Source organism: Micromonospora lupini str. Lupac 08, assembly GCF_000297395.2.
GTDB lineage: Bacteria > Actinomycetota > Actinomycetes > Mycobacteriales > Micromonosporaceae > Micromonospora > Micromonospora lupini.
Genome location: NZ_HF570108.1, coordinates 1,904,710 through 1,917,209 on the forward strand (window position 1 = coordinate 1,904,710; position 12,500 = coordinate 1,917,209).

General features: G+C 70.2%; 11 protein-coding genes. 5 read left to right on the forward strand and 6 right to left on the reverse strand.

Features of this window, described 5'->3' with window-relative positions; translation table 11 throughout:
- Window positions 1-4: 4 nt before the first annotated feature.
- From MILUP08_RS09940 to MILUP08_RS09960, 5 genes are all read right to left on the reverse strand, one after another.
- On the reverse strand, window positions 5-406 hold the full coding sequence (locus tag MILUP08_RS09940; RefSeq protein WP_007457182.1) for a YciI family protein: 402 nt from the start codon (window positions 404-406) through the stop codon (window positions 5-7).
- Window positions 407-500: 94 nt separating this feature from the next.
- Window positions 501-2,708 carry an alpha-galactosidase gene (locus MILUP08_RS09945; protein WP_007457184.1) on the reverse strand — a complete coding sequence of 736 codons (2,208 nt, stop codon included), beginning with the start codon at window positions 2,706-2,708 and terminating at the stop codon, window positions 501-503.
- Window positions 2,705-3,619, reverse strand: coding sequence for a carbohydrate ABC transporter permease (locus MILUP08_RS09950; protein ID WP_007457186.1), 915 nt, complete (start codon window positions 3,617-3,619; stop codon window positions 2,705-2,707). Before MILUP08_RS09950 ends, MILUP08_RS09945 begins: the two co-directional genes overlap by 4 nt.
- On the reverse strand, window positions 3,616-4,572 hold the full coding sequence (locus MILUP08_RS09955; RefSeq protein WP_007457187.1) for a carbohydrate ABC transporter permease: 957 nt from the start codon (window positions 4,570-4,572) through the stop codon (window positions 3,616-3,618). The genes MILUP08_RS09950 and MILUP08_RS09955 overlap by 4 nt, the downstream gene beginning before the upstream one ends.
- A 21-nt stretch (window positions 4,573-4,593) precedes the next feature.
- Complete coding sequence (locus MILUP08_RS09960; RefSeq protein ID WP_007457188.1) at window positions 4,594-5,925, reverse strand: ABC transporter substrate-binding protein; 1,332 nt, start codon at window positions 5,923-5,925, stop codon at window positions 4,594-4,596.
- A 284-nt stretch (window positions 5,926-6,209) separates the two neighbouring features.
- Here MILUP08_RS09960 and MILUP08_RS09965 point away from each other — a divergent pair, with 284 nt between their 5' ends.
- The 4 genes from MILUP08_RS09965 (at window position 6,210) to MILUP08_RS09980 (ending at window position 11,258) form a co-directional block, all read left to right on the forward strand.
- The gene (locus MILUP08_RS09965) at window positions 6,210-8,201 is read left to right on the forward strand and encodes a beta-galactosidase (protein ID WP_039905729.1); all 1,992 of its coding nucleotides are present in this window, start codon (window positions 6,210-6,212) and stop codon (window positions 8,199-8,201) included.
- A gap of 37 nt (window positions 8,202-8,238) precedes the next feature.
- Window positions 8,239-9,012, forward strand: a complete 774-nt coding sequence (locus MILUP08_RS09970; RefSeq protein WP_007457192.1) for a DeoR/GlpR family DNA-binding transcription regulator — start codon at window positions 8,239-8,241, stop codon at window positions 9,010-9,012.
- Window positions 9,013-9,043: 31 nt separating this feature from the next.
- Complete coding sequence (locus MILUP08_RS33685; protein WP_007457194.1) at window positions 9,044-10,093, forward strand: HEAT repeat domain-containing protein; 1,050 nt, start codon at window positions 9,044-9,046, stop codon at window positions 10,091-10,093.
- Window positions 10,094-10,283: 190 nt separating this feature from the next.
- Window positions 10,284-11,258 carry a sporulation protein gene (locus MILUP08_RS09980; protein WP_007457196.1) on the forward strand — a complete coding sequence of 325 codons (975 nt, stop codon included), beginning with the start codon at window positions 10,284-10,286 and terminating at the stop codon, window positions 11,256-11,258.
- A 74-nt stretch (window positions 11,259-11,332) separates the two neighbouring features.
- Here the strand turns inward: MILUP08_RS09980 and MILUP08_RS09985 are convergent, their stop codons facing one another.
- Window positions 11,333-11,617: a hypothetical protein gene (locus MILUP08_RS09985; protein ID WP_377555661.1), complete on the reverse strand. Its 285-nt coding sequence runs from the start codon at window positions 11,615-11,617 to the stop codon at window positions 11,333-11,335.
- Between the two features lie 404 nt (window positions 11,618-12,021).
- On the opposite strand from MILUP08_RS09985, the gene MILUP08_RS09990 reads away from it, so the two are divergent.
- The gene (locus MILUP08_RS09990; protein ID WP_051065919.1) at window positions 12,022-12,441 is read left to right on the forward strand and encodes a hypothetical protein; all 420 of its coding nucleotides are present in this window, start codon (window positions 12,022-12,024) and stop codon (window positions 12,439-12,441) included.
- Window positions 12,442-12,500: the final 59 nt, after the last annotated feature.

Consider the following 12,500-nt stretch of genomic DNA (forward strand, 5'->3'; position numbering starts at 1 on the left):
CCCCTCACAGCTCCTCGGTGGGCGCGGACATCACCGGGTGCACCTCGATCGGCATGTTCAGCGGCCGGCCGCCGGGGCCGGGCGCGGTGGAGATGTACGCGGCCAGCTCCACCGCCCGCTGCGGGCTGTCGCAGTCGACGATCCAGAAGCCGGCGAGGAACTCCTTCGTCTCGGCGAACGGCCCGTCCGTGACCACCGGCGTCCCGCCCTCGCCGGCGCGCACGATCCGCGCCTGCTGCGGGCCACCGAGGCCCTGCGCGTCGACCCACTCTCCGGCGGCGGTGAGCTTGTCGTTGACCTCGCCCATGAAGGCGATGTGGGCCCGGACCTCGTCCGGGGTCCAGGTGTCGATGCTCGGGAAGTCGGTCCCGGCGGCGCTGAACTGCATCAGCAGCATGTACTTCATGGTTCGCCCCTCACGTCCGCGCACCGTCGTCGGTGCTCTCACCCTGAGGTAGAAGCCGGCACCGCCGTTCTCGACACTCCGGCGGAAGATTTTTCTAGCCGACCGCGTCGACCTCCAGCACCAGGCTCTGCTCCGGATGCAACGCGGGCAGTTGCACACCCACCCTTGCCAGCGCCGCACCGGTGAGCGTGACACCGGAGGCCAGCCACGGTGGCGCGGACCGTTCGATTGTCGCCGGAGCGGGTACGTCCGCCACCTGTCGCACCCGGTACCGCCGGGCCGGGTCGAGGCCGGGCAGCCGTACCGCGCCGGGCACCTGCGCCACCGAGGTGGTCAGTCGGGCCACCGCGTACACCGCTCGGGTGTTGTCGTGATCGACCACCCCGTGCGCCCAGACGGCCGGGTCCGGATGGTCGACCCGGACCACCCGCCCGGCGTGCAGCAGCGGGCGCAGCCGCTTGTGCAGCGCCACCCAGGCGGCCAGCTCGGCCTGCTCGGCGGCGCTGATCGAGGCGATGTCCCACTCGATGCCGTGGTGGCCGAACAGCGCGGTGGCCGCCCGGAAGCCCAGGTCGTGCACGCGGTGGGTGGTGTGCGAGCGTTCCGGACCGATGTGCGTGCCGATCAGCTCCGGTGGCAGCAGCAGACCGGTCCAGCGTTGGATGCTGAGCCGTTCCAGGGCGTCGTTGCAGTCGCTGGCCCAGACCCGGTCGGTGCGCGCCAGGATGGCCAGGTCCACGCGGGCGCCGCCGGACGAGCAGCTCTCGATCTCCACGTCGGGATGGCGGCCGCGCAGCTCGTCGAGGAGGCGGTAGACCGCGAGGGTCTGCCCGTGCACTCCGGGTCGGCCGTGGTGCCCGGCCTCGGTGAGGTCCCGGTTCTGGTCCCACTTGAGGTAGCTGATGCCCCGATGCTCGCTGAGCAGCGCGTCGAGGCGTTCCCGCACGTAGTCGTACGCCTCCGGGCGGCCCAGGTCGAGCACCTGCTGGTTGCGCCAGGCCGGCGGCAGCCGTCCTGGCACGGCCAGCAGCCAGTCCGGGTGCGCGCGGAACAGGTCGGAGTCGGGATTGACCATCTCCGGCTCCACCCACAGACCGAACTGGAGGCCCTGGCCGGTCACGTGGCCGATGAGCGGTTGCAGGCCGTCGGGCCAGACGCCCTCGTCGACGTACCAGTCGCCGAGCCCGGCGGTGTCGTCGCGCCGGCCGCGGAACCAGCCGTCGTCGAGCACGAACCGTTCCACGCCGAGGTGCGCCGCGCGGTCGGCGAGGGCCCGCAGCCGGTCCAGGTCGTGGTCGAAGTAGACCGCCTCCCAGACGTTGAGGGTCACCGGGCGGGGGGAGCGCGGGTGTCCGGGCCTGGCCCGCAGGTGCGCATGGAGGACGTCGCTGAGCCCGTCCAGCCCGTCGTCGGACCAGACGGCGTAGAGCAGGGGAGTCTCGTACGACTCGCCGGGGGCGAGCCGGATCTCGCCGGGCGCCAGCAGTTCGCCGCCGCCGAGGGTCGACTCGCCGGTGGGACGCCGTTCGGCGACTGTGACGTGGTCGCCGCTCCACGCGGTGTGCACCGCCCAGACCTCGCCGTGACCGAAGCCGAACCCGGCGGTGCCGGCGACAAGCAACAGCGTGGCGTCGTGCCCGGTGCGTCCGTGCCGGCCCTCGCGGACCCAGGCGCCGTGCGGCCACGGGTGCCGCTGTGGCGAGCGTTCCCGACACCAGCGGCCGGTCAGGTCGAGCAGTTCGGTGGCGACCGCCGGCACCGGCAGCACCGGCGTCAGCTCCCGCACCTCGTACACGCCGTCGCCGTCGTTGCGTAGGCGGTGCCGGACGGTCAGCAGGCCGTGCGGGTCGAGCATGATCTCGCTGGTCAGGGTCAGCCCGGCGGCCGGGTCCGACGCCCGCACGGTCAGCAGCGCCGCGCCGGGCCCGCCGTGCCCACCGTCGGCCGGGAGTACGCCCACCACCTCGCCGCCCGCGGTCAGGTGGCCCGGGTCGGTGCTGCTGTCGCGCACGTCCCACCCGTCGAGGCGGAAGGAGGTGGACCAGTCCCGTCCGTCGCGGTGCCCGGCCAGCCCCGGACGGCCACTCCAGCCGGCGCTCGCCTCCGGCAGCAGGGACAGCGCGGGTGGCTCGTCGAAGCTGCTCGGCACCACGGGTGGCACTGTCGCGTCCACGAGGTGGCGCAGGGCGTCGTCGTCGAGGTCGCCGACGTCGCCGCCCCAGTGCACGACCCGGGGCAGCCCCGGGCCGCGCGCGTCGAGCACCAGGCTGGTCCGCGCGCGGCGCAGGTGCAGGATCGTCATCCCTTTGAGGCTCCCAAGGTCAGGCCCCGGACGAAGTGCCGCTGGAGCATAAAGAAGATCACCAGGGTGGGGATCGCGACGAGCACGCTGCCCGCCGAGACCAGGTTGTTGTCGGTAAAGAACTCGCCGCGCAGGTTGTTGAGCGAGCTGGTCACCGGGAACTTGTCGCCGGTGCGCATGAGGACGGTGGCCCAGAAGAACTCGTTGTAGATCCAGGTCACCTCGAGTGTGGCGAGCGCCGCCAGGGCCGGCCGGCACAGTGGCATGGTGACCTGCCAGTACTGTCGCCAGACGCTGGCCCCGTCGACCATCGCCGCCTCGTACAGGTCGCGGGGCAGCGCCTTCATGTAGTTGCTGAGCACGAAGACGCAGAACCCGCACTGGAAGGCCACGTTGATCAGGATCAGGCCCCAGTAGCTGTCGTAGAGCAGCTCCGAGTCGCTCATGAACTCGGGCAGCGGCACCTCGGTGAACAGCCGGAACAGCGGGATGAGCAACGCCTGTTGGGGCAGCAGGTTGGCGGCGGTGAACACCCCGAGCAGGACAAGGTTGATCTTCCAGTTGAACCGGGCGATGACGAACGCCACGCAGGAGGCGAGGAAGAGCGTCAGCAGCACCGCCGGCACGGTGATGTAGACCGAGTTGAGGAAGTGCTTGCCGAACTCCGCCGTCCGCCAGGCGGTGACGTAGTTGTCGAAGGTCCAGCCGCCGAACGACACGTAGCCGTTGGCGGCCGTGTACTCGTAGGAGCGCAGCGAGGTCAGCACGGCCCAGGCGATCGGGAAGATCCAGGCCAGCGAGACGACGATGAGGAAGCCGTGCAGCAGCAGCCGCGCCGGGGTCAGCTTGCGGCGGCGGACCGGGGTGTCGGTGCCGTCCTCGGTACGCCGGGTCACTGTTGCGGTGCTCATTCCCGGTTCTCCCTCATCACGGTCGCCAGGTAGATGGTGATGAAGACAAGCGAGACGACCAGCATGATCGTCGCCAGCGCCGAGCCGAAGCCGATCCGGCTCGCCTCACCCACCACGTTCTGGGTGACCAGCGCGGAGATCAGCTCCAGCCCGTTGCGGCCCTTGTTGACCACCCAGACCAGGTCGAACGCGCGCAGCGACTCGATCACGGTCACCACCAGCACGATGATGTTGATGGGCCGCATGACCGGGAACACGACCCGGAAGAACGTCCGGCTCTCCGACGCGCCGTCGACCGCCGCGGCCTCCCGCAGCGACGGGTCGACGCCCTTCAGGCCGGCCAGGTAGAGCAGCATGATGTAGCCGACGTGCCGCCAGCTGGACGCGATCATGACCGCCCAGATGTTGACGCTGGAGTCGCCGTACCAGTCGACGTTGCTGCCGAAGACGGCGTTGATGAGACCCTGGTCGCGGGAGTAGAGCAGCTGCCAGACGAAGCCGATCAGCGCCAGCGAGAGCACCACCGGCAGGTACAACGCGGTCTGGTAGAAGCGGCTGCCGCGCAGCTCCTTGTCGAGCAGCACGGCCAGGAACATGCCGAACGGGGTGGCGACAACGAACAGCACGGCCAACCAGAGCAGGTTGTGCTGGATCGCCGGCACGAACGGCGGGTAGATGTTCACGACGTCGCTGTAGTTGCGGGCGCCTACGAAGTCGATCTCGTTCAGTGGGCCGATGCCGTCCCAGTCGGTGCCGGAGAGCACCACCGTCGCCAGCGCCGGCAGCCAGACGAAGGCGGTGACGAGCAGCAGCGGGACGAGCACCTTCAGCGTGATGACCACGCGGTCGGTGCGGGACAGGAGCCGTAGCCGCCGGCGACGACCACCCGTTGAGGTGGTCGCGGCCGGCGGCGGCACGGCGCGATCCGCTTGGATCAGGGGCAGGTCGGACACGATGTCCTCCCCCTTCCGCCGTCAGTCAGTGAAGATCGACTTCTTCTGGTTCTCGATGGACGAGGTGAGACCGTCGATGTCCTTGGGGTTCTTGATGAACTGCTGGATCGCCGGGATCATCACCGTGGAGGCGAAGTCCGGCCGGGTGTCGCGGTCGAGGAACTGCGCGATCTCGGTGGCGGACCCGACCAGCTCGGCGGCCTTCTTCTGCAGGGCGGTGTAGCCGCTGACGTCCGCGCCGGTGTTGGCGACCAGGGTGGTCGGGTCGCTCTTGACCGTGATGTCCGCGGCGGTCTTCCCGCCGAAGTACTCCATCAGCTTGCGGGCGTTGTCCTCGTTCTTGGGCTTGCGGGCCATCATGTAGCCGTCGATCGGCGCGTCGAGGGCCTTCGCCCCGATGGACGGGTCGATCTCCGGGAACGTGAAGAAGTCGAGGTCGCTCTGCTCGTCGTTGCTGAACTGCTGACCGACGAAGAGACCGAGCAGGTACATGCCGCTCTTCTTCTGCTGCAACGACTGCGCGGCCTCCTGCCAGGTGCGGCCGAGGCTGTCCGGCTGGTGCAGGGGGAGCAGGCCGGCCCAGGTGTCGAAGACCTTCTTGACCTTGTCGGAGGTCCAGGCCTCCTTGCCGGCCATCAGGTCGACGTGGAACTGGTAGCCGTTGATCCGCAGGTTGAGGATGTCGAAGGTGCCCATCGCCGGCCAGCCGTCCTTGTCGGCGAAGGCGATCGGAGTCAGGCCGTCCTTCTTCATCTGCGCGCCGAGCGCGGTGAACTGGTCCAGCGTCGTGGGCACCTGGTAGCCGTGCTGCTGCCAGACCGACTTGCGGTAGAAGACGGCCCACGGGTAGTACGACGCCGGGACGAAGTACTGCTTGCCGTCGTCACCGGTGGACGCCTTCTTGAAGGCGTCGGAGTAGCCGGAGATCTTGCCCCACACGTCGCTGATGTCGCTGGCCAGGCCCTTCTGCGCGAAGAAGCGCATCCGGTAGCCGGCGAACCAGGTGAAGACGTCGTCCGGCTTGCCCTGGAGGTAGTTGTTGATGTTCTCCTGGAACGTGTTGTGGTCGACCGTGTTCACCGCGACCTGGACGCCGGACGAGGTCTTGAACCCGTCGGCGACCTTCGCGAGGACGTCCTTGGGCTTCGGGTCGGACTGGTTGGATCCGAGCGACACGTCCTTGCTGGACCCGCCGCCGGAGCCGGAGTCGTCGCCGCAGCCGGCGAGCAGGCCGGTGCCGAGCAGCGCGCCCGTGCCGGCCGCGCCGGCCAGCAGCGACCGTCGGTTGATGCCGGCGACGGAGGGCGGTACGAGCCGAGCCAGGTACTCGGCTTGGGATCGGGGACGGGACATCTGTGCCTCCTGCGGATGAAGAGGTGCTACGCCCGAGGGCCGTCAGGGTGGTGGTGAGCGGGTCCGGCCTTGCCAATACGCATCGTGATCCACCGAGAATCCACATTGGCGAACACGATCGGCCAGTGGGGCCTCAAGCTACCCCTCCGTAGGCCGCTGTCAAGAGGGCTGTTCGCCTCCGATAACCCAGTCGTGATACGGCCGTTACGTGGTAAACGTTGGAAAGAAAGTCGATGTTGGAACCTGTTGACTTCGGTGCGGCGGCGGGTGCACCCTCAGCTGTCATGCGGCGATGGCAGGGGAACGGCATCTATTTCGGCGGCGACTACAACCCGGAGCAGTGGCCCGAGGAGACCTGGTCGGAGGACGTCGAGCTGATGCGCCGGGCCGGGGTCAACCTGGTCTCCGTCGGCATCTTCTCCTGGGCTCTGCTGGAGCCCGCCCCGGGCCGGTTCGAGTTCGGCTGGCTGGACCGGGTCCTGGATCTGCTGCACGACGGCGGCATCCAGGTCGACCTGGCCACCGCCACCGCCAGCCCGCCGCCCTGGCTGGCCCGCGCGCACCCGGAGATGCTGCCCCGCCGTGCCGACGGCGCGATCCTCTGGCCGGGCGGCCGACAGGCGTACTGCCCCAGCTCCCCGGTGTTCCGCGAGCGCTCCCTGGAGCTGGTGCGCGCGGTAGCGGGCCGGTACGCCGAGCATCCCGCCGTGGTGATGTGGCACGTCTCGAACGAGCTGGGCTGCCACAACGCGCACTGCTACTGCGACGTCAGCGCCGAGGCGTTCCGCGGCTGGCTGCGCGAGCGCTACGGCGACCTGGACCGGCTCAACGACGCCTGGGGCACCGCGTTCTGGAGTCAGCACTACGGCGACTGGGCCGAGATCAACCCGCCGCGCACGGTGACGGCCTTCGCCAACCCCACGCAGCAGCTCGACTTCCTGCGCTTCTCCTCCGACGAGCTGCGCGCCCAACTGCGCGCCGAACGCGAGGTGCTCAAGACGCTTGTCCGCCAGCCGATCACCACCAACTTCATGATCGGCATGGGCGTCAAGCACATGGACTACCAGTCCTGGGCCGACGACGTGGACCTCGTGTCCAACGACCATTACCTGACCGCTGCCGACCCGCAGGCGCACCTCGGTCTGTCGTTCGCCGCCGACCACACCCGGGGCGTCGCCGGCGGAGATCCGTGGCTGTTGATGGAGCACTCCACGAGCGCGGTCCAATGGCAGCCGCGCAACGTGGCCAAGCTGCCCGGTCAGCTGCGTCGCAACAGCCTCGCGCACGTCGCCCGCGGCGCCGACGGCGTGCTCTTCTTCCAGTGGCGCGCGTCCCGGGCCGGTGCCGAGAAGTTCCACTCCGCGCTGGTCCCGCACGCCGGGCCGGACACCAAGGTGTTCCGCGAGGTCTGCCAGCTCGGCGCGGACCTGAAGGCGCTGGCCGAGATCCGCGGCAGCCGGGTGGACGCCGACGTGGCGATCCTGTTCGACTGGGAGGCGTGGTGGGCGGTCGAGCTGGACTCGCACCCAAGCGTGGACATCACCTACGCCGACCGGGTGAACGCCCTGTACGGCGCGCTGTGGCGGGCCGGCGTGACCGCCGACATCGTTCACCCGTCGGCCGACCTCAGCGGCTACCGCCTGGTCCTGGCGCCCACCCTCTTCCTGGTCCGCGACGCCGACGCCGACGCGCTGCGCCGGTTCGTCGAGGCCGGTGGCACGGCTGCCGTCACCTACTTCAGCGGCATCGTGGACCCCGACGACCACATCCGGCTGGGCGGCTACCCCGGCGCGTTCCGGGACCTGCTGGGCGTACGGACCGAGGAGTTCTTCCCACTGCGCGAGGGTGAGCGGGTCCGGCTCGACGACGGCAGCACCGCCGACGTGTGGACCGAGTGGCTGCACGCCGACGACGCCGAGGTGCTGGCGTCGTACACCGATGGGCCCTTGCCTGGTGTGCCGGCGCTGACCCGGCGGCCGGTCGGCGCGGGCGCCGCGTGGTACGTCGGCACCCGGCTCGACGAGCCGGCCACCGACCGGCTCGTCGCCCGGCTCCTCGACGAGGCCGGCGTCCGCCCGGCGGCCCCGGCGCCGACCGGGGTGGAGGTGGTACGGCGGCGCGACGGCGAGCGGAGCTGGCTGTTCGCGATCAACCACACCGACGCGGAGGTACGGCTCCCGGCGCACGGCGACGAGCTGTTGACCGGGGCGCGATGTGCCGGTGAGCTGACCCTGCCGGCCGGTGAGGTGGCGGTTGTCCGTGAGGATCGGACCTGATTCTGACGACAGTCACGGTACGAAGGAGGTTCCTCCGATGCTGGCCCAGCAGCGCCAGACCGCCATCCTCGATCTGATCCGCCAGCGGGGCGGCGTGCGGGTGAGCCACCTGGTCAGCCGGTTCGGCGTGTCCGACATGACGATCCGGCGTGACCTGGAGGCGCTTGCCGAGCGCGGCCTCGTCGACAAGGTCCATGGCGGCGCGACCCTCGCCGGGCCGGGCTCGGCCGAGGAGCCCGGGTTCGCCGCGAAGTCGATCCGTCAGCAGGCGGAGAAGCGGGCGATCGCCGAACGGGCGGCGGCGATGGTGGAGCCGGGCATGGCCATCGCGCTGTCCGCCGGGACGACCACCGCCGCGCTGGCCACCCTGCTCTCCGACGTACGCGGGCTGACCGTGGTGACCAACTCGATCCCGGTGGCCGACGCGCTCTACCAGAACCCGCGCGCCGACCAGACCGTCGTGTTGACCGGCGGCATCCGTACCCCGTCGGACGCGCTCACCGGTCCGGTGGCCGAGGCCGCGATCAGCGCGCTCAACGTCGACCTGCTCTTCCTGGGTGTGCACGGGATCAGCCCGCGTACCGGTTTCACCACGCCGAACCTGCTGGAGGCCGGCGTCAACAGGTGCCTGATCGGCGCGGCCCGCCGGCTCGTGGTGCTCGCCGACCACACCAAGTGGGAGACGATCGGCATCGCCACCATCGCCCCGCTGGAGGCGGCCGACGTGCTGATCACCGACCGAGGGCTGCCCACGGACGCGCGTACCGTGATCGACGAACAGGTCGGTGAGCTGGTAGTCGTCGACCCGTGAGTCTGATCGACCCGGGTTCCTGGAAATCGGGGTGTCCACTTCGGCGGGACACCGCGCCTTCCAGGAACCCGAGTCGATCAACCGGGCGGTGCGGCGGCTGCGTCGCGTCGTCGACTCGGACGACTCCGACGACGGCTCCGACCTGCTTCAGCAGGCGGCCGATGCGGGTGCGGTGGCGGTCCGGCTGGCGGTCGGGCACCTGGCCGACGCGGACCGGGTGGTGCGCGCGGCGGCGTGCGACCTGCTCGGCTCCACGAGTGCCGTGCACGGGGACGACGTGCGCCGCGAGGCCGCGACGGCCCTGATCGCGCTTTCCGACACCGAGACCGACGCCGAGGTGCACTGGTCCATCGCTCGGGCACTGGGTGCCACCTGTGATCCCCGCGCCCTGCCCACCCTGGTCACCCTCGCGAGAAGCCCCGACAGCGACGTGCGGTTCCAGGTCGCGGCCGCCGTGCCGATGGTCCTCGACGATCCTCCGGCCGAGGCGGGTGAGGCGGTGTTGATCGACCTGTGCACCGACCCCGACCCGACGGTGCGGGAGTGGGCCACCTTCGGGCTCGGCTGGATGAGCACCGCGGACGGGAACGCCGTCCGACGGGCGCTGTGGGACCGTACCCGCGACACCCACGACGAGGTACGCGCGGACGCCGCCCGAGGGTTGGCTCGGCGTCGGGACGCGCGGGCGCTTCCACTGGTACGCGAGCTGCTTGCGCAGGACGAGGTCCACAGGCTCACGTTCCAGGCCGCCGCGTACCTGGGGGACCCGTCGTTGCTGCCGCTGCTGGACGGGTTCGATCCCACCGCGGGCGGTGTCGCCGAGGCCCTGCTCGAGTGTGACCCGGTACGCCGCGCCGAGCGCGACGAGTCGGTGTGGCGGATTCTCGAGTCCATTCACCGCCGCCGCCCCGAGCTGCGGATCACTGTCTTCGGTGAGCGGTGCGACCTTGGCCTGTACCTCGACGTCACCGACGGAGCGGACGTCGCCGCCCACTGGTTCGCCGACGGACTGCTCATGAGGAGGGCCGGGAACGACCCGGAGCGGGCCGCCGACCTGGCCATCGCGGATCTGGACCGCTGATCGACTCGGGTTCACCGAAAGCGGGCTGTCCTGCTCACGCGGACACCCCGACTTCCAGGAAGCCGTGTCGATCAAGGGCTGCCCCGGCGCGGCGCTTCACAGCCATCTCACAGGGGTGCTGGATAGGGTGCCCGTCGAGTCAACGTCCGACTCCAACACAGGAGCGGTCGGCTGTCGCACAGGAGTCCCGATGGTCTTCAAGAAGATGTTGAGCGCGTTCGGTGTGGGTGGCCCCAGTGTGGACACCGTGCTGACCAACCCCAACACCCGGCCCGGCCTGACCCTCGACGGGCAGGTCAACCTCGTCGGCGGTGACAGCCCGGCGGCCATCGAGCAGGTGGTGATCGGTCTGGTCACCCGGGTCGAGGTCGAGGGCCACGACACGGAGTACGCGGGCACGATGGAGTTTCACCGGATGGCCGTGAGCGGCGCGTTCCAGCTCGCGCCGAAGCAGGAGTTGTCGATCCCGTTCCAGCTCCCGGTCCCGTGGGAGACCCCGATCACCGACGTGTACGGCCAGCGCCTGCACGGCATGACGATGGGCCTGCGGACGGAGCTGTCGGTGGCCCGCGCGGTCGACAAGACCGACCTGGACCACGTGGCCGTGCACCCGTTGCCGGTGCACGAGCGGATCCTGGAGGCGTTCCAGCGGCTCGGTTTCCGCTTCAAGCACGCCGACCTGGAGCGCGGTCACATCCGGGGTGTGCAGCAGACGCTGCCGTTCTATCAGGAGATCGAGTTCTTCGCGTCCCCCCAGTACGCGGGCACGATCAACGAGGTCGAGCTGACGTTCGTGACCAGCCAGCGCGGTGTCGACGTGATCCTGGAGTGTGACAAGCGGGGCGGCTTCCTCAGCGCCGGCCACGACGCGTTCGGCCGCTACCAGGTGTCCCACGCCGACGTCGACCGCGTCGACTGGGCGCAGGTCGTCGACGGTTGGCTGCGCGAGACGACGTCCCGCTACGGCAGCCTGCGCTCCCAGTACGGCGGCCACGGCCACGGCCACGGTCACGGCCGAGGGCACGGCGGTATGGGCGGTATGGGGGGCATGGTGGCCGGCGCGGCGCTCGGCGTCGCCGGCGGCATGGTTGCCGGCGAGCTGATCGAGGACGCCTTCGAGGGCGACTTCGGCGGCGACTTCGGCGATTTCGGCGGCGACGAGTAGTCGGTCCACACACGACGGCGGTGGCCTCCGGGAGAAGTCTCCCGGAGGCCACCGTGTGCTGTGCTGTCACCCGGTCAGTGCCGGGCCTTGCGCTCCTCGCCGCTGCGCCAGTTGCTGCCGGCCTTGGCCAGGCCGCGGCTACCGAGGTAGCCAAGCGTCAGCAGGGTGATCAGGAACCAGGCGTTGTCGGCCCGGAAGATGTCCACTCCGGCGGAGTTCCGTCCGACGACCTGCGACGCGCCCAGTACGGCGGCCACCGCGATCAGGTAGATCCAGAACTCGGTGGTCTTGAAGGCCTGCTTGGTCTCCGTACCAGGTGCCTGCATGTCGTTGCGACGCCCGTCGTGCATGACCGGCATCTGCTGCGTGTCCCGCATCGCGGCGGGATTCTGCGGGTCGTTCATGGGCCGGTTCATCGGCCGGGTGGAAGCAGCCTGCGTGCTCATCTGGTCCTCCTCAGGATGCGATGAGTCGTACCTGCGTTCCCTCGCCCCGCTACCGCGTTTCGGCCACGGCACGGTTCGTGTTCACGGCGGGGACACCCCCCGACTACCCGAGGCCGCCGACCAGGTAACACGTCCTCGGGCCAAAAGAATCGGCGGCGGCCGGGGTGCCAATTATCAGTGCGGGCACCCGGACGGACCGTGCCCGGCGCGGTCGACTGCGCCGGATGTCCGTTTCTGCGTCGGTGCGCGCGCTGCGGGTTTGGCCGACGGGCGACCGGGCACGCAGTCAGTTCCACAGCTTCTGTGAGGTGATGAACGTGCGTGAGGACGACATGCGGCAGGAGGCCGCCCGGCGGGCCGAGAACCGGATCGCCGGCGGCGTGTACGGCGAGGGCGCCCTCGACGAGGTGACACTGCCCCGTACCGACATCGAGAGCCAGATCCAGCGGGACGACCCGTTCGATCCGGCGAAGGAGCGGGTCGACCCGCAGGTGCTGCGCGATGGTGGTCCGGTCGGAGGTCAGGGCGCGGTGACCACCACCGGCGGCACGGCCGGTCCGGCGAGCGTGCGGCGGGTGGCCCGCCAACCGGAGCGACACCCCGGCAAGGTGGCCCCGACGACGACCGGAGACGCCACCACCGGCGGTCTGAGCACCCCGATGGGCGGCGGCACCAGCGACCAGTCCACGTCCGCCACCGGGCCGGCGAAGTCGATCAGGGACAAGGCCGGAGACTGACGCGCTGCGGCGCCCCGTTCTCGGGGCGCCGCACGCCTCCCGGCCCGTCGATCATGAGG